Annotated in this window: 23 protein-coding genes; 17 read left to right on the top strand and 6 right to left on the bottom strand. The window is 64.0% G+C overall.

Annotation, left to right across the window (positions count from 1 at the left end):
• Positions 1–40: 40 nt before the first annotated feature.
• Complete coding sequence (locus BRA471DRAFT_RS01350) at positions 41–238, top strand: Trm112 family protein (RefSeq protein WP_007598651.1); 198 nt, start codon at positions 41–43, stop codon at positions 236–238.
• A gap of 202 nt (positions 239–440) precedes the next feature.
• Here BRA471DRAFT_RS01350 and BRA471DRAFT_RS01345 read toward each other — a convergent pair whose 3' ends face one another.
• Positions 441–1,661, bottom strand: coding sequence for a ubiquinone biosynthesis hydroxylase (locus BRA471DRAFT_RS01345; RefSeq protein ID WP_007604105.1), 1,221 nt, complete (start codon positions 1,659–1,661; stop codon positions 441–443).
• 149 nt (positions 1,662–1,810) lie between these two features.
• Here BRA471DRAFT_RS01345 and tesB point away from each other — a divergent pair, with 149 nt between their 5' ends.
• Complete coding sequence (tesB, locus tag BRA471DRAFT_RS01340; protein WP_007604104.1) at positions 1,811–2,674, top strand: acyl-CoA thioesterase II; 864 nt, start codon at positions 1,811–1,813, stop codon at positions 2,672–2,674.
• A gap of 40 nt (positions 2,675–2,714) precedes the next feature.
• Here tesB and BRA471DRAFT_RS01335 read toward each other — a convergent pair whose 3' ends face one another.
• A complete protein-coding gene (locus BRA471DRAFT_RS01335; protein ID WP_007604103.1) occupies positions 2,715–3,605 on the bottom strand; it encodes a DUF4339 domain-containing protein in 891 nt (296 codons plus the stop codon).
• Positions 3,606–3,844: 239 nt separating this feature from the next.
• On the opposite strand from BRA471DRAFT_RS01335, the gene BRA471DRAFT_RS01330 reads away from it, so the two are divergent.
• From BRA471DRAFT_RS01330 to xth, 12 genes are all read left to right on the top strand, one after another.
• Positions 3,845–4,183, top strand: a complete 339-nt coding sequence (locus BRA471DRAFT_RS01330) for a P-II family nitrogen regulator (RefSeq protein ID WP_007604102.1) — start codon at positions 3,845–3,847, stop codon at positions 4,181–4,183.
• 233 nt (positions 4,184–4,416) lie between these two features.
• Complete coding sequence (locus BRA471DRAFT_RS01325; RefSeq protein ID WP_007604101.1) at positions 4,417–5,718, top strand: ammonium transporter; 1,302 nt, start codon at positions 4,417–4,419, stop codon at positions 5,716–5,718.
• Between the two features lie 41 nt (positions 5,719–5,759).
• Entirely contained in the window at positions 5,760–6,074 is a 315-nt protein-coding gene (locus tag BRA471DRAFT_RS01320) for a helix-turn-helix transcriptional regulator (protein ID WP_007604100.1), read from the top strand.
• Entirely contained in the window at positions 6,071–6,427 is a 357-nt protein-coding gene (locus BRA471DRAFT_RS01315; protein WP_007604098.1) for an SRPBCC domain-containing protein, read from the top strand. Before BRA471DRAFT_RS01320 ends, BRA471DRAFT_RS01315 begins: the two co-directional genes overlap by 4 nt.
• 41 nt (positions 6,428–6,468) lie before the next feature.
• Positions 6,469–7,071 (top strand): ATP-dependent Clp protease proteolytic subunit, encoded by a 603-nt coding sequence (locus BRA471DRAFT_RS01310; RefSeq protein ID WP_007604097.1) that lies wholly within the window; start codon positions 6,469–6,471, stop codon positions 7,069–7,071.
• Positions 7,072–7,507: 436 nt separating this feature from the next.
• On the top strand, positions 7,508–7,846 hold the full coding sequence (locus tag BRA471DRAFT_RS01305) for a P-II family nitrogen regulator (RefSeq protein WP_007598642.1): 339 nt from the start codon (positions 7,508–7,510) through the stop codon (positions 7,844–7,846).
• Between the two features lie 38 nt (positions 7,847–7,884).
• A complete protein-coding gene (locus BRA471DRAFT_RS01300; RefSeq protein ID WP_007604096.1) occupies positions 7,885–9,333 on the top strand; it encodes an ammonium transporter in 1,449 nt (482 codons plus the stop codon).
• A 217-nt stretch (positions 9,334–9,550) separates the two neighbouring features.
• Positions 9,551–9,955: a GFA family protein gene (locus tag BRA471DRAFT_RS01295; RefSeq protein WP_007604095.1), complete on the top strand. Its 405-nt coding sequence runs from the start codon at positions 9,551–9,553 to the stop codon at positions 9,953–9,955.
• Between the two features lie 311 nt (positions 9,956–10,266).
• Entirely contained in the window at positions 10,267–11,481 is a 1,215-nt protein-coding gene (locus BRA471DRAFT_RS01290; protein ID WP_007604094.1) for an aminotransferase class I/II-fold pyridoxal phosphate-dependent enzyme, read from the top strand.
• A gap of 9 nt (positions 11,482–11,490) precedes the next feature.
• Positions 11,491–13,974, top strand: coding sequence for a DNA translocase FtsK (locus BRA471DRAFT_RS01285; protein WP_035973476.1), 2,484 nt, complete (start codon positions 11,491–11,493; stop codon positions 13,972–13,974).
• A gap of 152 nt (positions 13,975–14,126) precedes the next feature.
• Positions 14,127–14,882: an outer membrane lipoprotein carrier protein LolA gene (locus BRA471DRAFT_RS01280; protein WP_035974572.1), complete on the top strand. Its 756-nt coding sequence runs from the start codon at positions 14,127–14,129 to the stop codon at positions 14,880–14,882.
• Positions 14,883–15,036: 154 nt separating this feature from the next.
• Complete coding sequence (gene xth / locus BRA471DRAFT_RS01275) at positions 15,037–15,852, top strand: exodeoxyribonuclease III (RefSeq protein ID WP_007604090.1); 816 nt, start codon at positions 15,037–15,039, stop codon at positions 15,850–15,852.
• Between the two features lie 102 nt (positions 15,853–15,954).
• On the opposite strand, the gene BRA471DRAFT_RS01270 is transcribed toward xth, so the two are convergent.
• Together BRA471DRAFT_RS01270 and BRA471DRAFT_RS01265 are read right to left on the bottom strand one after the other, a co-directional pair.
• Positions 15,955–16,398, bottom strand: coding sequence for a cyclic nucleotide-binding domain-containing protein (locus tag BRA471DRAFT_RS01270; protein ID WP_007604089.1), 444 nt, complete (start codon positions 16,396–16,398; stop codon positions 15,955–15,957).
• Between the two features lie 58 nt (positions 16,399–16,456).
• A complete protein-coding gene (locus BRA471DRAFT_RS01265) occupies positions 16,457–17,143 on the bottom strand; it encodes a response regulator transcription factor (RefSeq protein WP_007598630.1) in 687 nt (228 codons plus the stop codon).
• Positions 17,144–17,345: 202 nt separating this feature from the next.
• Here BRA471DRAFT_RS01265 and BRA471DRAFT_RS01260 point away from each other — a divergent pair, with 202 nt between their 5' ends.
• Positions 17,346–17,915, top strand: a complete 570-nt coding sequence (locus BRA471DRAFT_RS01260) for a L,D-transpeptidase (RefSeq protein ID WP_007604088.1) — start codon at positions 17,346–17,348, stop codon at positions 17,913–17,915.
• 6 nt (positions 17,916–17,921) lie between these two features.
• Complete coding sequence (locus BRA471DRAFT_RS01255; RefSeq protein WP_007604087.1) at positions 17,922–18,695, top strand: 2-keto-4-pentenoate hydratase; 774 nt, start codon at positions 17,922–17,924, stop codon at positions 18,693–18,695.
• Between the two features lie 174 nt (positions 18,696–18,869).
• Here the strand turns inward: BRA471DRAFT_RS01255 and BRA471DRAFT_RS01250 are convergent, their stop codons facing one another.
• On the bottom strand, positions 18,870–19,559 hold the full coding sequence (locus BRA471DRAFT_RS01250) for a YggS family pyridoxal phosphate-dependent enzyme (RefSeq protein WP_007604086.1): 690 nt from the start codon (positions 19,557–19,559) through the stop codon (positions 18,870–18,872).
• A 108-nt stretch (positions 19,560–19,667) separates the two neighbouring features.
• Between BRA471DRAFT_RS01250 and BRA471DRAFT_RS01245 the strand changes: the two genes are divergently transcribed.
• On the top strand, positions 19,668–21,365 hold the full coding sequence (locus tag BRA471DRAFT_RS01245; protein WP_007604084.1) for a diguanylate cyclase domain-containing protein: 1,698 nt from the start codon (positions 19,668–19,670) through the stop codon (positions 21,363–21,365).
• A 3-nt stretch (positions 21,366–21,368) separates the two neighbouring features.
• Here the strand turns inward: BRA471DRAFT_RS01245 and BRA471DRAFT_RS01240 are convergent, their stop codons facing one another.
• On the bottom strand, positions 21,369–22,415 hold the full coding sequence (locus BRA471DRAFT_RS01240; RefSeq protein ID WP_007604083.1) for a GGDEF domain-containing protein: 1,047 nt from the start codon (positions 22,413–22,415) through the stop codon (positions 21,369–21,371).
• Positions 22,416–22,558 lie beyond the last annotated feature (143 nt).

The following is a 22,558-nucleotide window of genomic DNA, read 5'->3' as shown; positions in this document are numbered from 1 at the left end:
GATTTTTCATGCTAGAGGCAACCGACCGCCGGAGATCCACATGAACGCGCCCACCGAACGCCCCGAAGCCAGCGTCGATCCCAAATTGCTGGAGATTCTGGTCTGCCCGCTGACCAAGGGTCCGCTGGAGTTCGATTCTGCAAAGCAGGAACTGATCTCGCGCAGCGCCAAGCTCGCTTATCCGATCCGCGACGGCATCCCGATCATGCTGCCGGAAGAGGCCCGCAAGATCGATTGAGGTTGAGGTTGTGCGCGCAGAATGGCGCGATGACCGCTCCACACCCCAGGTGTCGTCCTGGCGAAGGCCAGGACCCATAGCCACCGAATTGGGTTGTTGCGCGAGCTGGTCACTCCGAGTCTTCGCAAAACTTTTGCTGCGGCGTATGGGTCCCGGATCTGCGCGCGCCTGAGGCGCGCTTGTCCGGGACGACAGGAAAATCCTACAGCGCCTCGCCCTTCAACAAACGCGGTATCTCACCGGTCAAACCCGCGGCCTGGCGGATGAACAGGTTCTTCAGCGGCGGGGCGCGGTCGACGAGGCCGAGGCCGATGTCGCGGACCGTGCGCAGCAAGGTCGACTGGTTGGAGAACAGGAAGTTCAGCGAGTTGGTGGCAACGCCCATGGCCATGGTGTCGAAGCGGCGCCAGCGCTGGTAACGTTCGAGCACGTCGGCGGCGCCGAGATCCATGCCGAGCCTGGCGGCATCGACCACGACTTCGGCCAGCGCGGCAACATCCTTCAGCCCCATGTTGAGACCCTGGCCCGCGATGGGGTGGATGACGTGGGCGGAATCGCCGACCAGCGCGAGACGCTGGGCGATGAAGGAGCGCGCGACGAAATAGGACAGCGGAAACGCGCGCGGCTTGTCGAGCGCCTTCACCTCGCCGAGATGCAGGCCGAAGCGTTGCTCGAGCTCGCCGTGAAATTCCTCATCGCTCAACGCAACGATACGCGCGGCTTCGCTGCGTCGCTCGGTCCATACCAGCGAGGAGCGCTTGCCCGAAAGCGGCAGGATCGCGAACGGACCCGCCGGCAGAAAATGCTCTTCGGCGCGGCCCTCGTGATCGCGCTCATGGCCGACGGTGACGACGATACCGGACTGATCATATTCCCAGCCATGGGTGGCGATGCCGGCGCGCTCACGCAGTTTCGACTTCGCGCCGTCGGCCGCGACCAGCAGGCTCGCTGCAATCACACTGCCGTCACCGAGCGTCACGTCGATACCTTCGGCCCGCGCGTCGTAAGACGATACGGTGGTCGCGCGGAGATCGATGCCCTCGGCCTCGGCGCGCACCACCAGCGCATCGATCAGGCGGCGGTTCTCGACCATATGCGCGAAGGGCTCGCCCGGCGCGACATCGCCGGCAAAGTTGAGGAACGCCGGGCGGGTGGCGTCTTCCAGCTTGGAATCGGTGACGATCATGTCGAGGATCGGCTGCGCCTCGCCCCTGACGTCATCCCAGGCGCCGATCGCCTCGAACAGGCGGCGGCAGGCGGCCACGATCGCGGTGGCGCGCGGGTCCCGGCTCGGACGTGTGGAGAGCGCGGGGTCGGCGACGATGACGGGGATCTCGGGGCCGAGCCCCTGGCGCAGCGCCAGGGCCAGCGCCAGGCCCGCAAACGCGCCGCCACCGATGACAATGCTACCCTGTACCGACATACCCAATTCCCGGCTAAGTCTTCGCGTTTTCTTGGTCTTGCTAGCAGACTTGAGGTGGGCGAAACAGTGCGGTGAAACAAGGGCGGTAAGCCCCCATTGTGTCATTCCGGAGCAGCGTAGCCGGAGCGGCAAGGCGAAAGCTGAATTCCATGTCCAAGAGCCTGATCGACCTCATCTCGATCCTCGACCTCGAACAGCTCGAGGTGAATCTGTTCCGCGGCAACAGTCCGAAGACCAGCTGGCAACGGGTGTTCGGCGGCCAGGTGATCGGGCAGGCGATGGTTGCAGCGTGCCGCACCGTCGAGGGCCGGCTGCCGCATTCGCTGCATTGCTATTTCATCCTGCCCGGCGATCCGCAGATCCCGATCATCTACCAGGTCGAGCGCCTGCGCGATGGCAAGAGCTACTCGACGCGACGCGTCACCGCGATTCAGCACGGCAACGCGATCTTCTCGATCATGGTGTCTTTCCATGCCGAGGAGGAGAGCGCGTTCGATCACCAGGACAAGATGCCCGACGTGCCGCCGCCGGAAAAGCTGACGGCGGAGGAGGTGGCGAAGCAGCCGATGTTCAAGGAGATGCCGGAGTTCATCCGCCGCTACTATGAATCCGACCGTCCGATCGAGCTGCGCCCGGTCGAGCTCGGCCGCTATTTCGGCCAAAAGATCGAGGACGGCCGCATCCATGTCTGGATCAAGACCGCGGCAACGCTGCCGGACGATCCGGCGCTGCACATGTGCGCGCTGGCCTACGCGTCCGACTTCTCGCTGCTCGATGCGATCATGGCGCGCTACGGCCGCACCCTGTTCGACAAGCGCATGATGCCGGCGAGCCTCGACCACGCGATGTGGTTTCACCGCCCGTTCCGCGCCGACGAATGGCTGCTCTACGCACAGGATTCGCCGAGCGCCCGAAGCGGCCGCGGCTTGACCCGCGGCTCGATCTTCAAGCCTGACGGCACACTGGTGGCTTCCGTCGCGCAAGAAGGCTCGGTACGCGAGCGGAGAGCCTAGGAGGCATAAGCACGATCGATAGCGCTGATGCCTCTCGAGGTCATGCCCGGAGCGATCCTCGCGGAGCCAGGACGGTCTCCGACGCGAACCAGTTCATGATCCAGCGATACACCCACGGGATCGGGATGATGAAGCCGCAAAGGAATGCGGCCACGATGCCCCGCCAGAGAATGCCGAGACCGCTGCCGTTGAAGACGATCTCGCGCCGCGTGCCTTCGATGCTGCGGCAGAACCAGCGCATCTGAGCTGCGGCGACCCAGGCCCAGCCGATGATGGTGATGATGGAAATCGCGAACAGCAGGCTCCAGCCGACATAGGCCCAGACCGTGCCGGTGAAGCTCAGGCCGAGCGGCTGGCCGTTGGAGGCGAGGTTCGCGACCATCCATTTGATCAGGAGCCAGTACAGAACGATTTGGGCGATGAACAGCAAATTGCTCAGCAAGGGGACGCCGATGTAGCCGATCACGACCGCCAGTACGATGAAGCCGAAATACCAGGGCACCAGCGCCATCGCATTGCCGGTGAAGCTGAGATTGGGCCGTCCGGGGACCTTCACGCAGGACACGATCCATTTCGTGTACCAGACGAACACCCACGGCACCGGGATGATGAAGCACATGCCGATCAGCATCACGATGCTGCGCCAGGTGAACTCGAGGATGCCGAAATCGACCGCCAGCGATCCTCCGGCGCCACCGCCGCCATAGCCTCCGGAGCCCATCATCGGCGGGCCGCCAGCCGGCATCATCGGGGGCGCACCGCCGCCGCCGATCAGGCCGGGGATTTCGGCGGCCTTCTGCCAGCCGGCCATGCCCTCCGACCACACCAGCGTATCCGGACGCACGACTCCCTGGGCAACGAGGTCGCGGAATTGTCCTTCCTGATAGGGTCCCTGCTGCTTACCCTCGGATGCGTAGAACCAACTCGCCATGAAACGTCCCCCTCGAACATAGTTTTGTACCCGCCGCGACGCTTGGGTTCATCGCATCCATTCCAAAAACGCATTGTGGAGGATGAACGGCTGCCCTGTACAGAGGCGGCCGTTCACATGGCCCAACGATTTTCCGCTTCAATCTGCAACATTTTTATGCCATTTGCCCGGAAAGATGCCAGATTGACGCTGCGCCGGGGACATACGGCGCGGCGCATCCCCGGGGAACAGGCCTGACCATGAAACTCGTCGTCGCGATCATCAAACCCTTCAAGCTCGATGAAGTCCGCCAGGCGCTGACGGCGATCGGCGTCCACGGCATGACCGTGACCGAAGTGAAGGGCTATGGCCGCCAAAAGGGCCACACCGAGATCTATCGCGGCGCCGAATATGTCGTGAATTTCCTGCCGAAGCTGCGGATCGAGATCGCGGTTGCCTCCGATATCGCCGAGAAGGCCGTCGCCGTCATCACCGCGACCGCGCGCACCGGCCAGATCGGCGACGGAAAGATCTTCGTCACGCCGATCGATCACGCCATCCGCATTCGCACCGGCGAGACCGACAGCGACGCGCTCTGAATTCAAGACCCTCGTGGTGAGGAGCGCGGAACGCGTTTCCGGACGATGCTTTGCATTGCCGGGCGAACCATGGAGGCCCGGCTCTCGCCCGCGGCCATCCTCGAGACGCCCGCTTGTCGCGGGCTCCTCGGGTTGAGGGTGGAGTGCGGTGAGGCACGGACTAATTCTTATCTAAATCGCACCGGGCAATGGCGCCACAGCGTGCGACGCAATCAATAGCTGGGGGAAACGACATGGCGGGATTGTTGCGCCGCGCGGCTGCTATGGCTGCGCCGATCGGGCTTGTCTCGATCATGGCTTCGCCGGCGCGTGCCGCGGGCTCCGAGATCAACACCGCCGACACCGCCTGGATGATTGTCGCCACCGCGCTGGTGCTGATGATGACGATCCCGGGGCTCGCGCTGTTCTATTCCGGCATGGTGCGCAAGAAGAACGTGCTCGCCACCATGGCGCAGAGCCTGGCCGCGGTGACGATCATCTCCATTCTCTGGGTCGCGTTCGGCTATTCGCTGTGCTTCGTCGGCGACGGCCCGTGGATCGGCACGCTCGACCGCTGGTTCCTCGCCGGCATGACCATGGACAGCGTCAACCCGGCCGCGAAGACGATCCCGGAAGCGCTGTTCATGCTGTACCAGATGACGTTTGCGATCATCACGGTGGCGCTGGTCGCGGGCGCGGTGGCCGACCGGATGCGGTTCTCGGCCTATCTCCTCTTCTCGGTCGCCTGGTTCATCTTCGTCTACATTCCGCTGGCGCATTGGGTCTGGGGCGGCGGCTTCCTCGCCAGCATGGGCGTGCTGGATTTCGCTGGCGGCCTCGTGGTGCATCTGTCGGCCGGCACCGCCGGCCTCGTCGCGGCGAAGGTGATGGGACGCCGTCACGGCTACGGCATCGAAAATCTCTCGCCGTTCGATCTGTCGCTTGCGGTGATGGGCACCGGCCTGTTGTGGGTCGGCTGGTTCGGCTTCAACGGCGGCTCGGCGGGTGCAGCCAATTCGCGCGCGGTGCTGGCGATCATCGCGACCCATCTCGCCGCCTGCTCCGGCGCGCTGACCTGGGGCGCGATCGAATGGTCGACGCGGCGCAAGCCATCCGTGCTCGGCATGATCTCCGGCGCGGTCGCCGGCCTCGGCACCATCACGCCGGCCTCGGGCTTCGTGGCGCCCTGGCACGGTATCGTCATCGGCGTGATCGCGGGCCTCGTCTGTTACTGGGCCTGCACCTGGCTGAAGCACCGCTTCGACTATGACGATTCGCTCGACGTGTTCGGCGTCCACGGCATCGGTGGGCTGACCGGCACCCTGCTGGCCGGCGTGTTCGCAACCAGCGCGATCGGCGGCACCGCCGGCCTGCTCGAAGGCCATCCGCAGCAGCTTCTGATCCAGCTCTACGGGGTCGCCGTCACCTTCGTCTGGTCGGCAGGCGTGAGCTTCGTCCTGCTCAAGCTGGTCGGCCTGTTCGTGCCCTTGCGCGTCTCGCGTGAGCACGAGCTCGAAGGGCTGGATATCTCGCAGCACGGCGAGGCGTTGCAGTAATTGGGCTTGCGCAACACATAAGCACATGCTTATGTGTTGCTATGATCGAAGCCGACATCTTCAAGGCGCTGGCCGACCCGACCCGCCGCAAGGTCTTTGAGAAGCTTGCCGGCGGAAGCCTGAATGCCAGCGCCTTGCGCGACGGACTGGAGATCAGCCAACCGGCGATGTCGCAGCATCTCGCGGTGCTGCGCGGGGCAGGCCTGGTGCGCGAACAGCGGCAGGGCCGCTTTGTAAATTACGAAGTCGATCCCGAAGGAATCGCCGCCATCGGGACCTGGCTTGCGCGCTATCGCGCCTATTGGCCGAAACGCATGGACGCCCTTGCCGATCTCTTGAAGGAGATGGATCAATGACCGACGCCGTGAAGCCTGATCCCTCCGACCCAGCTCTCGTGCTCGAATATGAATTCGATGCGCCGCCGGCCAAGGTCTGGCGCGCGGTGACCATTCCGGCTTTGCGCGAGCGCTGGCTGCCGGATTGCGAACTTGCGGGCGCCGAGCCTGAGACATCGATCCCGGGCCAAGAGGTGCGCTACCGGCTTCGCGATTCCGAACCGCCGTTTCGCGAAAGCCATGTCATCTTCCGGATCGAGCCGAACGAAGACGGCGGCACCCGCTTCCGCATCATCCAGCAGGCCTGCGAGATCGGCATGAAGCTGCCGCAGCCGGCCAACAGCAATGGCTGCCTGATGCGCGCGGCCGCCTAACACCGACACCACTTCATCACCCGCAGACATGGAGGTCGCCGATGCGCGACATGCTTCAGCTCGTCCCTATGGTCGTCGAACAATCCGCCCGTGGCGAACGATCCTTCGACATCTATTCGCGCCTGTTGCGCGAGCGCATCATCTTCCTCAACGGCGAGGTCAATGATGCGATGTCCGGACTGGTCTGCGCGCAGCTCTTGTTTCTGGAGGCGGAGAATCCGAACAAGCCGATCAATCTCTACATCAATTCCTATGGCGGCGTGGTCACCAGCGGCCTCGCGATGTACGACACCATGCAATTCATCAAGGCGCCGGTGCATACGCTGTGCATGGGCACCGCGCGCTCGATGGGCTCGTTCCTGCTGATGGCCGGCGAGCCCGGTCACCGCGCCGCCCTGCCCAATGCGAGCCTTCACGTGCATCAGCCGCTCGGCGGCTTTCAAGGCCAGGCGTCCGACATCCTGATCCACGCCACCGAAATGCAGGAAACCAAGCGGCGCCTCATCCGGCTCTATGCAAAACATTGCGGGCGCCCCGAGCAGGACGTGGAACGGACCCTGGACCGCGACCACTTCATGACCGCACAGCAGGCGGTCGACTGGGGGCTGATCGACCGGGTGTTCGCGGAACGCAGCGCCGCCTGACGGTCTCTGCCGGCGACCGCTCGGCAGGCCTCGCCCCTGATCAAGCCGGTTGGCCGGTTGCGCGCATTCCGTGAGCAGAAGTACGGGGGGCCCGATATTTCGCAGCACGAACGGCCCTGCAACAGGCGTTCGGCCTACTAAATTACCTTTCCACTGCCCGACGCGTGAGCACCAATGTGTCGGCAGCTTGACGTGCCTTTATTTTAATCAGGCATGGTCAGGTATTGAGCGCGGCGTAATGGCGCACTGCACCGCAATACGCGTCAAACGCGAAAACACCCGTTTTCATAGTCCGTTAGGCAACACGCCCGATCTGGCACGGCATTTGATTCTATGGGTCCTGGCTGTGCCCGCGTAGTGAACTTTCTCCCTCGTGGCGAACCAGTCGAGAAACGCCCGGCCACGTCCGGACCGGGCCCAAGCGGGGATAGGACCCATGAAAATTGTTATGGCGATTATTAAGCCATTCAAGCTGGAAGAAGTCCGTGACGCCCTGACCGCCATCGGCGTTCACGGTCTCACGGTGACGGAAGTCAAGGGATATGGCCGCCAGAAGGGCCATACGGAAATCTATCGCGGCGCCGAATATGCCGTGAGCTTCCTGCCCAAGATCAAGATCGAGGTCGCTGTCGCCTCCGACCAGGTCGACAAGACCATCGACGCCATCACGACCGCCGCGAAAACCGGACAGATCGGCGACGGCAAGATCTTCGTCATCAATCTCGACCATGCGGTTCGCATCCGCACCGGCGAGGCCGATGCTGCGGCCCTTTGATTTCGCGCTCAATCAAAATTCAATCAGGAGTAAATGAAATGACGTTTAAGCGTCCCTATGGCGCGGGATTGGCGGCTCTCGCAGTCGGCCTGTTCGCTGCGACCGCAGCCTACGCCGAGCCAACGGTCAACAAGGGAGACAACGCCTGGATGCTGACATCGACAGTGCTCGTGCTGTTGATGACGATCCCCGGCCTCGCGCTTTTCTACGGCGGCCTCGTCCGCTCCAAGAACATGCTCTCGGTCCTGATGCAGGTGTTCTACACCGTCTGCGTCGTCACCGTGATCTGGGCCGTGTACGGCTACAGCCTCGCCTTCACCGGCGGCTCCGACTTCATCGGCGGCTTCTCCAAGGCCTTCATGATGGGCATCACCACCGACTCGAAGGCCGCGACCTTCTCGGTCGACGCCAACATCTCGGAGCTCATCTATATGTGCTTCCAGATGACCTTCGCGGCGATCACGCCCGCCCTCATCGTCGGCGCCTTCGCCGAGCGCATGAAGTTCGCGGCGCTCGCGCTCTTCGTTCCGCTCTGGGTCACGCTGATCTACTTCCCGATCGCGCACATGGTCTGGTACTGGCCCGGCCCGGACATGATCCAGGACGCAGCCAAGGCTCTGGCTGCTGCGGCTGATGGCGCGGCGAAGACCGCGGCGCAGGCCAAGCTCGACGAGATCAACGCCGACGCAGGCTGGATCTTCAAGAAGGGCGCGATCGACTTCGCAGGCGGCACCGTGGTGCACATCAACGCCGGCATCGCAGGCCTGGTCGGTGCTCTCCTGATCGGCAAGCGCGTCGGTTACGGCAAGGAGCTGATGGCTCCGCACTCGCTGACCATGTCGATGATCGGCGCCTCGCTGCTCTGGGTTGGCTGGTTCGGCTTCAACGCCGGCTCCAACCTCGAAGCCAACGGCGGCGCGGCCCTGGCCATGACCAACTCCTTCGTCGCCACCGCAGCCGCCGCGCTGTCGTGGATGTTCGCGGAGTGGATCATCAAGGGTCACCCGTCGGTGCTCGGCGTCATCTCCGGCGCTGTCGCGGGCCTCGTGGCCGTCACGCCTGCCGCCGGCTTCTCCGGCGTGATGGGTGCGATCGTCCTCGGCCTCGTGGTCGGCGTGGTCTGCCTGTTCTTCTGCACCGTCGTGAAGAACGCGCTCGGCTACGACGACTCCCTCGACGTGTTCGGCGTGCACTGCGTCGGCGGCATCATCGGCGCCCTCGGCACCGGCATCCTCGTCAATCCGGCGTTGGGTGGTGCGGGCATCATCGACTACACCGCGATCCCGCCGAAGGTTGCCGATTACGACTTCGCAGCGCAGATGATCTCCCAGGTCTGGGGCGTCGGCACCACGCTGGTGTGGTCGGGTATCGGTTCGGCGATCCTCTACAAGGTCGTTGATGTGATCGTTGGCCTCCGCGCCAATGTCGAGAGCGAGCGTGAAGGCCTCGACATCACCGAGCACACCGAGCGCGCCTACAACATGTAAGTCTTCTCCCGGGCGCGACCTCCTCGGAGGTCGCGCTCACAACTACGGTTTGGGGCACATACCCGGCAATGTCCCGACCGTTGAGGGGCTCCAGCGCAAGTTGGAGCCCCTTTCTTTTTGTCCGGCTGAGCGGAAAGAAACGCGAAGAAAAGGATTGCCATTCCGGACAACCTGCGCAGAAATATCGACCACAACAAACAACAAAAGGGAGGTCGTCATGCGTTTGGAAGGCGGATGCTATTGCGGCGAAGTGCGCTATGTCGCCGAGGGCGACCCGATGATGCAGGCGCAGTGTCATTGCCGCGAGTGCCAGTACATTTCGGGCGGCGCGCCCAACACCTTCATCGCGATGCCGGCGGCCGGCTTCAGCTACATCACCGGGCAGCCCAAGCAATTCACGCGCAAGGACCTCGAACGCGCTGTCACGCGCGAGTTCTGCGGCGAATGCGGCACCCATCTGGTGACCAAGGTTCCCGGACTGCCGGCCGCGATCCTGAAGGTCGGCACGCTGGACGAGCCTGCGCAGTTCCATCCGCAGATGGCGATCTACACCTGCGACAAGCAGGACTTCCACGCGATCCCCGCGGGCATGGCGACCTTCGAAAAGCTGCCGGCGCACTAGAACCGCGATGACGGCGGGCTCCCTCCCCCGCATGCGGGGAGGGCTGGGGAGAGGGTGTCTCAACATCGGGAAAATTCCTGGGTGGAGAGAGCCCTCAGTCGCGCCTCCGGCGCAACCTCTCCCGCAAGCGGGAGAGGTAAGAACCGCCGCAGCCATCCCGGTTATCCGGCCTCATTATTCCTGCTCTGGACGGAGGCGGCGGCCGATGGTTAATCGCGTCTTAACCTCGCCCTATCTATGGTGAACTGAACCGCTTCCCGCTGGCGCTTTTGGTAGAGCGACCGGCTGTTCCAAGAGTGCTGGCGTCCAGAATGGCTATGACCGCTTCATCCCGTGCGCCGCAGGACAGTGGAAGCTCCGGTAGCGAACGCTCTCCCTTCGTCCGGCTCAACGAGCTGCTGGCGCCGCATCAGCCCGGCAAGCCTTTGATTTCGCTTGCCGTCGGCGAGCCGCAGCATCCCGTGCCCGACTTCGTCGGCCCGGTGCTGGCCAAACACATCGCCGATTTCGGCCGTTACCCCGCGAACAAGGGCACCGACCCGTTCCGCAAGGCCGCGGGCGCCTGGCTGTCGTCGCGTTTCAAGCTGCCGCGCGCTCTCGATCCCGAGAGCGAGATTCTCGTCCTCAATGGCAGCCGCGAGGGGCTGTTCCTCGCCGCGATCGCGGCCGCGCGCTACGTCGGCCCGCGTCCCGGCAAGCCCGCGATCCTGATGCCGAACCCGTTCTATCCGGTCTATGGCGCCGGCGCCCGCGCTGCCGCTTGCGAGCCGGTCTACCTGCCGACTACGGCGGAGAACGGCTTCCTGCCCGATCTCGACGCCATCGACGAGGCGACGCTGGCGCGCACGGTGGCGTTCTATCTGGCCTCGCCCGCCAACCCGCAGGGCTCGGTCGCCTCGCGCGATTATTTCTCGCGCCTGAAGCAGCTCGCCGACCGCTACGGCTTCGTGGTCCTCAGCGACGAATGCTACTCGGAGATCTACACCCGCGAAGCGCCGGGCAGCGCGCTCGAATGCGCCGGCCCTGATTTCACCCGCGTGGTCGCGTTTCAATCGCTGTCGAAGCGCTCGAACCTGCCGGGCCTGCGCGTCGGCTTCGCCGCCGGCGACAAAAAACTCATCGGCATGTTCCTCGAGCTGCGCAACATCGCGGCGCCGCAGGTGCCGGTCCCGCTCCAGCATGTCGCAACCGTAGCCTATGGCGACGAGGCGCATGTCGAGGAGAATCGCAGGCTCTACCGCATCAAGTTCGATCTTGCCGATCAGATCATCGGCGATCGTTACGGCTATCGCCGGCCAGATGCCGGCTTTTGTGTCTGGCTCAATACTTCGAAAATCGGCGACGACGTGTCTGTGTGCCTGAAGCTCTTCACGGAAGCAGGCGTGCGCGTGGTGCCCGGCAGCTACCTGGCGCGGCTCCAGCCCGACGGCTTCAATCCCGGCGCAGGCTACATTCGCCTTGCGCTGGTGCAGGATGGCGAGACCACGGCGCAGGCGCTGCACCGCCTGGTCGAGACTCTGGGTTAGGCGGGGCCCGTGAGCATGTCGACAATCGAACGTGTCATTCCCTTGGTCGGCCATCTGCCGCCCTCGATCCGCGAGGGGCTGGCGCGGCGCATGCGCGAGCTCAGCGGTCTCGGCCTGATCGCATTGTCGGGCGTCGCCTCGGCGGCGCTGATGACCTGGTCGGTGCAGGATCCCAGCCTCAGCCACGCAACGTCGCGGCCAATCCGCAACATTCTCGGCTATGCCGGCGCGATCGGCGCCGACCTTGCCATGCAGATCCTCGGGCTCGGCGCGATCATGCTGGTCCTGACGGTCGCGGTCTGGGGCTGGCGCATGCTGACCCATCGCCCGTTCGACCGCGAGGCGCTGCGGCTCGGCTGCTGGATTCTCTGCACGGTGATCGCGGCGGGCTTCGTCAGCTGCTGGCCGCATGGCGGCGCCTGGCCGCTGCCGACCGGGCTCGGCGGCGTGGTCGGCGATGCCTTGGTCCGCGCGCCCGCGGTGATCTTCGGACCGCCGGGCATGATCTATCGCATAGTACTGGGCACGATCCTGTTCGCGGCGATGGCGGCGACCTTCCTGATCGCCTGCGGGCTTGGCGCACGCGAGCATGACGACGAGCTCGCGGAGATCGAGGACGACGACAAGCCGCTCGACCAGGACGATGAGAGCGATCGCGGTTCGGTATCGCTGGGCTGGCTGTTCCACGCCTTGATGAGCACGAAGGCACGGCTGATCTGGTTGCTTGGCGCTGCCTACCGCTCGCTGGTCTCAAGCGGACCGAAGACCAAGGCCGTTGCATTCAGCCGCCAGGAGCCGAAGCTCGGTGGCGGCCGCGCCGCGCCTTCGATCTCGCCGCAGGCCCAGGACGAGGACTACGAAGACGAGCACGAAGAGGTCGAGGAAGACGAGGAAGAAGAGGAGGAGGAGGAGCCGGCCGCGCGCGCCCCGCGCAAGAAGGCTGCTCCGAAAGCCGCTTCCAAGAAATCCTCCGACAAGTTCGAGCTTCCGTCCGTGTCGGTGCTGGCCGCTCCGAAGGCCGGCGATCGCCAGCCGCTCAGCAAGGCCGAGCTGGAAACCAATTCGCGCGCGCTCGAAGGCGTGCTGCAGGATTTCGGCGTTCGCGGCGAGATCGTGAAGGCCCATCCGGGTCCCGTGGTCACGCTGTACGAGCTGGAGCCGGCGCCGGGTATCAAATCGTCGCGCGTGATCGGATTATCCGACGACATCGCGCGTTCGATGAGTGCGCTGTCGGCGCGCGTCGCCGTCGTGCCCGGCCGCAACGCCATCGGCATCGAGCTGCCGAACGCCCATCGCGAAAAGGTCTATCTGCGCGAGCTGCTGGTCGCCAAGGAGACCGTCGATTCGGTTGCGAAACTGCCGCTCTGCCTCGGCAAGACCATCGGCGGTGATCCCGTCATCATCGACCTCGCACGCACACCGCACATGCTGATCGCCGGTACCACCGGCTCCGGCAAGTCGGTCGCCATCAACACCATGATCCTCAGCCTGGTCTACCGGCTGCGCCCGGACCAGTGCCGCCTGATCATGGTCGATCCGAAGATGCTCGAACTCTCCGTCTATGACGGCATTCCCCATCTGCTCACGCCCGTCGTGACCGACCCGAAGAAGGCAGTGGTCGCGCTGAAATGGGCCGTGCGCGAGATGGAAGAGCGCTACAAGAACATGGCCAAGCTCGGTGTGCGCAACATCGACGGTTACAACACGCGCTTGCTCGAATTGAAGGCCAAGGGCGAAGAGCCGACGCGCACGGTGCACACCGGCTTCGACAAGGAAACCGGCAAGGCGATCTACGAGGAAGAGAAGCTCTCGCTCGATCCGCTGCCCTACATCGTCATCATCGTCGACGAAATGGCCGACCTGATGATGGTCGCCGGCAAGGACATCGAAGGCGCGGTGCAGCGCCTCGCGCAGATGGCGCGCGCCGCCGGCCTGCACGTGATCCTCGCAACGCAGCGTCCATCGGTCGACGTCATCACCGGCACCATCAAGGCGAACTTCCCGACCCGCATCGCCTTCCAGGTGACGTCCAAGATCGACAGCCGCACGATTCTCGGCGAAATGGGCGCCGAGCAGCTGCTCGGCCAGGGCGACATGCTCTACATGGCCGGCGGCGGTCGCATCAGCCGCGTGCACGGACCTTTCGCGTCGGACGAGGAAGTCGAGAAGGTGGTGCGCCACCTCAAGACGCAGGGACAGCCCGAATATCTCGAAGCCGTCACAGCCGAAGAACCCAGCGAGGACGAGGACGGCGCGGTGTTCGACGCGTCCGCCATGGGCGCGGATGGCGGCGGCGATTTGTTCTCGCAGGCCGTTGCGATCGTCAAACGCGACCGCAAGGCCTCGACCAGCTACATCCAGCGTCGCCTGCAGATCGGCTATAACCGCGCCGCATCCTTGATGGAGCGCATGGAACTCGAAGGGATCGTCGGACCCGCCAACCACGCCGGCAAGCGCGAGATCCTGGTCGAGGAAGAAGACAGCCATATGTGAGGCGAGCCGACTCAGACCACCATTTCACGCAAAAACGTTATCTGCTTTTGGCCGAAATCACGCTAAAAGGGCGCCCAGCCACACAGGACGACGCGTTGATCAGACATCCGAACATTCGATTCGTTGCCATCGTCGCCGCGCGAAGCGCGCGCATGGCCGGCGTGGTTCTCGTCACCGCCGCGATGGTGATCACGGCGTCATTCGCGCAGACGGTTCCCGTGCCGAAGCCCGCACCGAAGGGCCGCGATGGCGGTCCGGCCGGTGGAGGGCCCGCGGTCACCGGCGCGACCCAGACGCCGCCGAATCCGGTGATCCCGGATCCGCGCCGCAACGTGCCGAGCAGCATCTTCCAGACCTTCGATGCGAACCAGAAGGCGCAGGCCGCCAAGGTCAGCGCCTATTTGTCGTCATTGTCGACGCTGGTCGGAAATTTCGTCCAGGTCGGCCCCGACGGCAGCAAGACGCAAGGCGACTTCTACATCCAGAAGCCGGGCAAGGTGCGCTTTGAATATGACGCGCCGAGCCCGATCGACATTGTCGCCGACGGATCGTCGCTGGTGGTGCGCGACCGCAAGCTCGCGACGCAGGACGTCTATCCGCTGTCGCAGACGCCGCTGCGTTTCCTGCTGTCCGACCGCATCGACCTGATGAAGGACACCAACGTCGTCAACGTCTCGGCCGACGACGTCTTCGTCAGCGTCACCATCGAGGAGAAGCAGGCGCTGGTCGGCACCAGCCGCCTGATGCTGATGTTCGGCGCCAAGGACGGCCAGTTGAAGCAATGGACCGTCACCGACCCGCAAGGCTACGACACCACGATCGCGGTCTATAATCTGGACACGAGCAAGAAGCTCGATCCCGGCATGTTCAAGATCGATTTCACCAATTACGGCCCGTCGCCGGGCTGACGGTGCGTAGGGTGGGTTAGCCGAAGGCGTAACCCACCCTCTCGGTCCGCAAATGTGGAAGCATGGTGGGTTACGCTGCGCTAACCCACCCTACGATTCCGCCCCTGTGGACAAGCATTTTCCCCACGCCAATCCATGCTAAGACGCATCCCTCATGCGTTTTTCCCTGACAACCTGGAACATCAATTCGGTGCGGCTGCGCATCGATCTGGTCGCAAAATTTCTCAAGAGCGCGCGGCCGGACGTGCTGTGTCTCCAGGAGACCAAGTGCATCGACGACGCCTTTCCGCTGAAGCGCTTCAAGCGGCTCGGCTACGAGCATGTCGCGTTGAACGGCCAGAAGGGTTATCACGGCGTCGCCATCGTCTCGAAGATACCGTTCGAGTCAAAGGACATCCGCACCTTTTGCGACAAGGTGGATTCACGCCACATCTCGGTATCGTTCGGTGAGAAGGCTGGGATCGCAAAACCGCTGGTGGTGCATAATTTCTACGTGCCGGCCGGCGGCGACATTCCCGATCCCGCGCTGAACGAGAAATTCGATCACAAGCTCCGCTTCCTCGACGAGATGAAGGCGTGCGAGCCGTTGCATCCGCGCGGCGAGGATCGCCACATTCTGGTCGGCGATCTCAACGTCGCCCCGCATGAGAACGACGTCTGGTCGCACAAGCAGCTTCTGAAAGTGGTCTCGCACACGCCCGTCGAAACCGAGAAGCTGCAGGCCGCGCTCGCCGCCGGCGAGTGGGTCGACGTCGCGCGCGAGCGCATTCCGATGTCGGAAAAGGTCTACACGTGGTGGAGCTACCGCTCCGCCGATTGGACCGTCGGCGACCGCGGCCGCAGGCTCGACCACATCTGGGTCTCGCGCACGCTGAAAGATGCGGTCAGTGATTTCAAGATTTTGCGCGATGCGCGGAGCTGGGAGCGCCCGTCGGACCATGTGCCGGTTACGGTGACGCTGGAGGTGTGATCTTGTAGCCCGGATGGAGCGCAGCGAAATCCGGGGCAGTTTTTCCGGAGGCACGAATCCCGGATTACGCTTCGCTCCATCCGGGCTACGAAGCTACGGCACTCAACTCGTCAACTTCGCACCGGCCATCAATATATCGCTGGCGATCTGGCTGGAGCGCACCGCGAATTCGTCGCGAAGGCGGACGGCCGCGGCAGGGTCGCTTTCGAGCACGCGCTGAAACAGGCTGCGCGCGACGCGGATGACGGAGGCGTGTTCGATCGCGATCGCGCTCGACGGCCGCTTCATCGGCACGATCAGCGCGAGCTCGCCGATCAGCGCACCGGGACTTGCGATCATCTCCGCGCCGGCGCCGTCGTCGACCCGGAAGGCGCCGCGCTGGACCACGAAGCCGGCATCGGCATCGTCGCCGAGATTGAACAAGACGTCGCCGCGGACGAAGTCACGCTGCTCGGAGCCGATCGCCAGCATGCGCAACGAAGTGTCTCCCAACAGGCGCAGTGTCGGGACACGCTCGAGAAGCGCTACATCGTCGTCGATTGACATTCAGGTCCGGGGCTCAAGGGCACGCAATCTAAAACGATTCGCACACCCCTGAAGCGTATCACGGCACCAGCTTGTAGCCACCGGCTTCCGTGACCAGGATTTCCGGGTTGGCGGCGTCCTTCTCGATCTTCTGGCGAAGCCGGTAGATATGGGTTTCCAGCGTGTGGGTGGTGACGCCGGAATTGTAGCCCCAGACCTCCTGGAGCAGGGTCTCGCGCGAGACCGGCATCTGGCCGGCCCGGTAGAGGAAGCGGAGGATCGCGGTTTCCTTCTCCGTCAGCCGGACCTTGCGCGCGTTGGCGGCGGTCAGCATCTTGGAGCCGGGCCGGAAAGAGTAGGGGCCGACCGAGAACACCGCGTCCTCGCTGGCTTCGTGCTGCCGGAGCTGGGCGCGGATGCGCGCCAGCAGCACGGCGAAGCGGAAGGGTTTTGCGACATAGTCGTTGGCGCCGGATTCCAGCCCCAAAATCGTGTCGGAATCGGTGTCATGCCCGGTGAGCATGATGATCGGAGCCTTGAACCCGCCCTTGCGTAAGGAACGGACCACTTCGCGGCCGTCGGTGTCGGGCAGGCCAACATCCATCAGGACGAGATCGGGGGCATTGGCCTTCGCGGCGCTCGCGCCCTTGGCGCCGGTATCGACCGCGGAGGCTTCAAATTCTTCGTGCAGCGACAATTGCTCCACCAACGTATCGCGCAGATCGGTATCGTCATCCACGATCAGGATCTTGCGGGCATTGGCCATAGGGGGTCATCCTTTTGGGGTCCGGCACGGCGCGCATCCATGCTGCACCCGGCCGAGAGGGAAGTTTAGGGGTCGCCGTTATTATTATTGTTCGTCTTGAAGTAGTGGGCTGTTACCGATTCACAAGCCAGAACCACTCTAACCCAGAATAGCAGGCCGTTTTGATGAATGTCCTGTAATGAATTCGACATCGCACGTTCACATGAAAAATAAAGCTGCTTCAGCTAGTTACACCTCGAACCGAAGCGCCGGGCCGCTGTCGGCGATCCGCGTTAAGCCTGCCGCCGGGAATCCGCGCCGGGGCTGGCTGACTGCGGGAGCGCTGACGATTCCCGTGGCCCTTGGGCGCGGCGGCATTCTGGCGAACAAGCGCGAGGGCGATGGCGGCACCCCGAGGGGCAGCTTCCGTCCCAGGCGATTGTGGTGGCGGGGCGACCGGCACAGCCGGCCGCAGACCTTCCTGCCGGCCCGGATCATCACGGGCGAGGACGCCTGGTGCGAGGATCCCAAGGACCGTCACTACAATCAGGGAATCCGCCTCGGCGAAGGGCAGGGCGGTGACCGGCTCACGCGGGCCGACCATCTCTATGACTTCATCATCGAAATCGACCACAATACGAGGCCGCGGATCGCCGGCCGCGGCAGCGCGGTGTTTTTGCATCTGGCCCGCGACAATTTCGGCCCGACCGCAGGCTGCGTCTCGATGAGCAAAGCGGCGATGCGACAATTGCTGCGGCGGCTTGGACCAAAAACAAAAATCATCATCGGGTGAGGACACATGCTCGACAGGGATCAGATCGCCGCCGCATCGCAGGTCCTGGCCAAACATTGGCGCGACGGCACCAAGATTGACGCACTGGAGCCACGGTTGCGGCCACAGAGCCGCGCCGAGGGTTACGCCGTGCAGGCAGCACTCAGCGGGACATTGTTCGGCTGGAAGATCGCGGCGACGAGCGAGTCCGGGCAGAAGCACATCAATGTCGCGGGACCGCTGGCCGGCCGGATCATGAGCGACACCGTGATCGCCGATGGCGGCACTGCCTCGATGAAGGGCAACGCGATGCGCGTCGGCGAACCCGAGTTCGCTTTCCGCATGGGACGCGATCTGCCGCCGCGCACGGCTCCGTATACTGTCGAGGAGGTGCTCTCCGCGGTGGACAGCTTGCATCCCGCGATCGAGATTCCCGATTCGCGCTTTGCCGATTTTGCCAGCGCCGGCGAGGCGCAGCTCATCGCCGACAACGCCTGTGCGCATCTGTTCGTGCTGGGCGCAGCGACGCGTGCGAACTGGCGCGCCATGGATCTCGTCGAGCAGCGGCCGCAGATCACGTTGCGCGGCCAGCGCTATCTCGGCCACGGCAAGAATGTGCTCGGCGATCCCCGAATTGCCATGGTCTGGTTGGCCAACGAGCTGCGTGGCCTCGGCATTGCCTTGCGGGCAGGAGAGGTGGTGACCACGGGCACGTGCCATCCGCCGCTGCCGATCCAGGCGGGTGATCATTTCGCGGCGGATTTCGGCGTGCTGGGGACGGTGTCGGTGGGGTTTGACTAGGCTCATCCCCATCGTCGTCCTGGCGAAAGCCAGGACCCATACCGCGTGATCTACGCAAAGGGCAGAACGGTCGTTGCCGCGGTCTTCGACAAACAGACTATCGGGGTAATGGGTCCTGGCTCCGGTGCGCATTGCGCACTAGGCCAGGACGACCAAAAACAAATTCGCCTATGATCACCGGTGCCCGAAGATCGCACTTCCCACGCGCACATGGGTGGCGCCGAGCATGATCGCGGTCGCATAATCCGCGCTCATGCCCATCGAGAGCTTCTTCAATCCATTGCGCGCGGCGATCTTGGCGGTCAGCGCGAAATGCGCCGCCGGCGGCTCGTCTACCGGCGGGATGCACATCAAGCCCGAGATCGTCAGACCATAGGTGTCGCGGCAGCTCGCGATGAAAGCATCGGCCTCGCCGGGCGCGATGCCCGCCTTTTGCGGCTCCTCACCGATATTGATCTGGACGAACAATTCCGGGTGCTTGTTCTGGGATTCGATTTCCTTGGCTAACGCCTGGCAAATGCTCGGGCGGTCGACCGAGTGGATGGCATCGAACAGCGCGACCGCCTCTTTCGCCTTGTTGGATTGCAGCGGCCCGATCAGATGCAGCGCGATATCGGGGTAAACAGAAGTTAACGCAGGCCACTTGCCTTTGGCCTCCTGCACGCGATTCTCCCCGAATACGCGCTGTCCGGCGTCGATGACCGGGGTAATTGCATCCGCGGCGAAAGTTTTCGAGACCGCGATCAGCGTCACGGAGCCACGTTCGCGCCGCGCATCCTTGCAGGCGCGCGCGATTTCGGCTTCGACCGCGGCGAGCGCGTTTGGTGAATGGCCGGTTAGCGGTGCGGCGTTGGCTTCAGTCATGATGTCGCATCGGAGCTGATTGTTGCGGAGGTAGTTCTAATTTTACCGAGTTCAAGAAAGAGTTTTTGAACCCTTCGCTTTACCTTAGCCGTGGGGTGGGCAGCGAAGATGTCAAACGTCAGTTTCAACCGCAAACGAGCGAAACTCAAGCAGGTTCTCGGAATCCGGGCGCGGCTTGCGTTGCTCGCTGTGATTCTGGTGACGCCTTTGATGTTCGAGCGCATCCGTTCGCTCGAAGACACGCGCACGCGGCAGATCGCGCAGGCCACGGCCGAATTCACCACCGTCGCACGACACAGCGCCGATGCGCAGCGCGAGGTGATCTCGTCGGTCGAGACCATCCTGAAATCGGAAGCTTTCATCCGCGCCTCCGCCGGCGGCATCAGCAAGAGCTGTGACGTGCTGCGCGCGAGCCTGCCGTCGAATCTCCCCTGGATCCGTACGCTTCTAATTGCCGGCCAGGACGGACGCATCCAGTGCGCCACCAACAACATGTATGTCGGCCTCGACCTCAGTGACCGGCCGTACTTCCAGCAGGCGCAGGAAACCGGCCGCTTCGTGCTGAGCGACTTCATCATGTCGCGCCCGGTGCCGACACCGACCGTCATGGCGGTTTACCCGGTATCCGCCTTCAGCGGCGCAGCTGATGCCGTCGTGCTCGCCACCGTCAACCTCGACTGGATGTCGAAGGTCATGAGCAATCTGGGTGGTCGCGCCGGCATCACGGCCGTGCTGGTCGACAGCGCCGGTACCGTGCTGGCGGCACCGGCCGACCAGCACAGCGCGATCGGCCGTCCGCTCGACAATCTGCCGCTGATGTCCGCGATCGCCGACAAGGCGCTGAGGTCTGACCAGGACGAAGGCTCACTCTCTTTCCTCGCCGCGGACGGCTCCCGCCGCGCGGTCAGCTTTATCCGCATCGCCGGGACCAATGCCCGCCTGATCGCCAGTATCGACGAGGACAAGGTATCCGCGGCCGTGAGCCGCGACATCCGCACCGCCTATCTCCAGCTTGCTTTCGTCGTCGTATTCGTGTTGCTCGGCGCGCTGATCGCAGCCGAGAAACTGGTGATCAAGCCGATCAGAATGCTCGCCGACATGGCCAAGCGGCTGGGCGAGGGCGACCTCTCGGCGCGCGCCGCGCGCAATCGCCTGCCGGCCGAGTTCGTGCCGCTGGCCCGCGCGTTCAACGCGATGGCCGCGCAGCTCAGCCAGCGCGAACGCGAGCTGATGGCGAGCAATGACCGCCTCACGGTAATGGCCTCGATCGACATGTTGTCAGGGCTTGCCAACCGCCGCGGCTTCCAGAGCCGCCTCGACTTCGAATGGATGCGCGCGCAGCAATATGGCAGCGATCTCGCGCTTCTGATGATCGACGTCGACCATTTCAAGCTGTTCAACGACACCTATGGCCATCTCGAAGGCGATTCCTGCCTGACCAGGCTCGGCGAGTCGCTGTCCGGCATCGCCGCCGACACGATGGGTTTCGCGGCCCGCTATGGCGGCGAGGAATTCTGCCTGTTGCTGCCGAACACCGACGTGGCGCGCGCCGTCGAGATCGGCGAACAGGCGCGCGCGGCCGTGCTGAAGCTGTGCCTGCCGCACATCACCTCCGACCACATGATCGTCACCGTCTCGATCGGTGTTGCCGCGACAAAGCCCAACGAGAGCTTGCGTCCGGGCGATTTGATCGAAGCCGCCGACGCCGCGCTCTACGCCGCCAAGCACCGCGGTCGCAACAACGTCGTCGAGCACGGCATCACGGTGATCGACAACGGCGCGGCGGAAATGATGATGGCGGGTTGAGGGCTAACCCGCAGCCCCGGCGCCATCGAGCTCGCTCTCGGTGACCACGCGATTGCGGCCGCTGTTCTTGGCGAGATAGAGCGCGCGATCGCAGCGCTCGATGAGATCGGTGATCGCTTCGCCGGTCCGGTACTGCGCAACACCGATCGACACGCTGATATGGGGCAGGACCTCGCCGGTCGAGCGACGCGTGATGGTGCATTCCGCGATCGCGTGCCTGATGCGTTCGGCGACCTCGGCGCAGGCGGCCAGATCGGCATCCGGCAACACCGCGATCAACTCCTCGCCGCCATAGCGGGCCGACAGGTCCTGCTCGCGGACCTTTTCGCGCAGCACCTTGGCCATCAGGCGCAGCACCTGGTCGCCGACGCCATGGCCGAAACTGTCGTTGAAGGTTTTGAAATGGTCGATGTCGAGCATCAGCACGCTGAGCGGCTCGCCCCACTCCGCAGTTGTCTGCGCCTTGCGCAGGAATTCGTCGAGCGCCCGGCGGTTGGCGAGGCCTGTGAGGGTATCGGTCCGGGCACGCTCCTCGGATTTGGAGAGGGAGGCGCGGATCACGTCGAGCTCGCGGGTCTTTTCCGCAAAGCCTGCCTCGAGCCGCGTCGCGCGGGCGGCGGCGCGGCTCAACTCGTTCATGAGCTGGGCGACCAACGCTTTGGGGTCGACACCGGCCTCGCCCTGGTCGGCAACCTCGTTGATCGCCTGCATCTGGGAGTGGTTGTCGGCGATCGCAGTTGCCAGAAAATCCTTCGCCGCACCCATGAGGGCATGCAGCCGCTCCGATGTCTCCGAGACGATAGCGCCCCCCTTGGGCGCGACATAGGTCTCGAACAGATCCTGATTGGTCCTGACGTCGAAGGGACGGCTATGATCGATCAGGAGGTCGATGGCGTTGCGCAGATCGTCATGGCTTCCCGCGAAATAGCGAAACCAGACGGCGAAATTGGCCGGCGTGGCAGGGATCCGCTGTTCGGCCATGCTCCGCATCGCCCGTTCGGCAACGGACGCGGCATAGTCGTAATCGGGATCGTCGAAGCTGGCGTCCATCACAAATCTTGAGAGTTCTGGTCAGTCGCAAACTCGCATCGACCCCTTAATCACGCCCCAACGCGGCCTCAGTAGTTATGCGGTGCAGCGCCGAAGGTTCCCAAATTGCGGCAACCCATTGACCCCTTGAGGACTTCTATGGC

Origin of the sequence: Bradyrhizobium sp. WSM471 (assembly GCF_000244915.1) — a bacterium.
Taxonomy (GTDB): Bacteria; Pseudomonadota; Alphaproteobacteria; order Rhizobiales; family Xanthobacteraceae; genus Bradyrhizobium.
This window is presented reverse-complemented; position numbering and strand designations above follow the sequence as displayed.

What these genes read in the sequence shown, in the direction of transcription:
- BRA471DRAFT_RS01255 (WP_007604087.1), top strand. Translation starts at nt 17,922, where the DNA reads ATGCTCGACAGGGATCAGATCGCCGCCGCATCGCAGGTCCTGGCCAAA.
- BRA471DRAFT_RS01335 (WP_007604103.1), bottom strand. Translation starts at nt 3,605, where the DNA reads ATGGCGAGTTGGTTCTACGCATCCGAGGGTAAGCAGCAGGGACCCTAT.
- BRA471DRAFT_RS01295 (WP_007604095.1), top strand. Translation starts at nt 9,551, where the DNA reads ATGCGTTTGGAAGGCGGATGCTATTGCGGCGAAGTGCGCTATGTCGCC.
- xth (WP_007604090.1), top strand. Translation starts at nt 15,037, where the DNA reads ATGCGTTTTTCCCTGACAACCTGGAACATCAATTCGGTGCGGCTGCGC.
- BRA471DRAFT_RS01330 (WP_007604102.1), top strand. Translation starts at nt 3,845, where the DNA reads ATGAAACTCGTCGTCGCGATCATCAAACCCTTCAAGCTCGATGAAGTC.
- BRA471DRAFT_RS01245 (WP_007604084.1), top strand. Translation starts at nt 19,668, where the DNA reads ATGTCAAACGTCAGTTTCAACCGCAAACGAGCGAAACTCAAGCAGGTT.
- BRA471DRAFT_RS01345 (WP_007604105.1), bottom strand. Translation starts at nt 1,661, where the DNA reads ATGTCGGTACAGGGTAGCATTGTCATCGGTGGCGGCGCGTTTGCGGGC.
- BRA471DRAFT_RS01305 (WP_007598642.1), top strand. Translation starts at nt 7,508, where the DNA reads ATGAAAATTGTTATGGCGATTATTAAGCCATTCAAGCTGGAAGAAGTC.
- BRA471DRAFT_RS01270 (WP_007604089.1), bottom strand. Translation starts at nt 16,398, where the DNA reads ATGTCAATCGACGACGATGTAGCGCTTCTCGAGCGTGTCCCGACACTG.
- BRA471DRAFT_RS01350 (WP_007598651.1), top strand. Translation starts at nt 41, where the DNA reads ATGAACGCGCCCACCGAACGCCCCGAAGCCAGCGTCGATCCCAAATTG.
- BRA471DRAFT_RS01260 (WP_007604088.1), top strand. Translation starts at nt 17,346, where the DNA reads ATGAAAAATAAAGCTGCTTCAGCTAGTTACACCTCGAACCGAAGCGCC.
- BRA471DRAFT_RS01265 (WP_007598630.1), bottom strand. Translation starts at nt 17,143, where the DNA reads ATGGCCAATGCCCGCAAGATCCTGATCGTGGATGACGATACCGATCTG.
- BRA471DRAFT_RS01310 (WP_007604097.1), top strand. Translation starts at nt 6,469, where the DNA reads ATGCGCGACATGCTTCAGCTCGTCCCTATGGTCGTCGAACAATCCGCC.
- BRA471DRAFT_RS01290 (WP_007604094.1), top strand. Translation starts at nt 10,267, where the DNA reads ATGGCTATGACCGCTTCATCCCGTGCGCCGCAGGACAGTGGAAGCTCC.
- BRA471DRAFT_RS01280 (WP_035974572.1), top strand. Translation starts at nt 14,127, where the DNA reads ATGGCCGGCGTGGTTCTCGTCACCGCCGCGATGGTGATCACGGCGTCA.
- BRA471DRAFT_RS01240 (WP_007604083.1), bottom strand. Translation starts at nt 22,415, where the DNA reads ATGGACGCCAGCTTCGACGATCCCGATTACGACTATGCCGCGTCCGTT.
- BRA471DRAFT_RS01320 (WP_007604100.1), top strand. Translation starts at nt 5,760, where the DNA reads ATGATCGAAGCCGACATCTTCAAGGCGCTGGCCGACCCGACCCGCCGC.
- BRA471DRAFT_RS01315 (WP_007604098.1), top strand. Translation starts at nt 6,071, where the DNA reads ATGACCGACGCCGTGAAGCCTGATCCCTCCGACCCAGCTCTCGTGCTC.
- tesB (WP_007604104.1), top strand. Translation starts at nt 1,811, where the DNA reads ATGTCCAAGAGCCTGATCGACCTCATCTCGATCCTCGACCTCGAACAG.
- BRA471DRAFT_RS01300 (WP_007604096.1), top strand. Translation starts at nt 7,885, where the DNA reads ATGACGTTTAAGCGTCCCTATGGCGCGGGATTGGCGGCTCTCGCAGTC.
- BRA471DRAFT_RS01250 (WP_007604086.1), bottom strand. Translation starts at nt 19,559, where the DNA reads ATGACTGAAGCCAACGCCGCACCGCTAACCGGCCATTCACCAAACGCG.
- BRA471DRAFT_RS01325 (WP_007604101.1), top strand. Translation starts at nt 4,417, where the DNA reads ATGGCGGGATTGTTGCGCCGCGCGGCTGCTATGGCTGCGCCGATCGGG.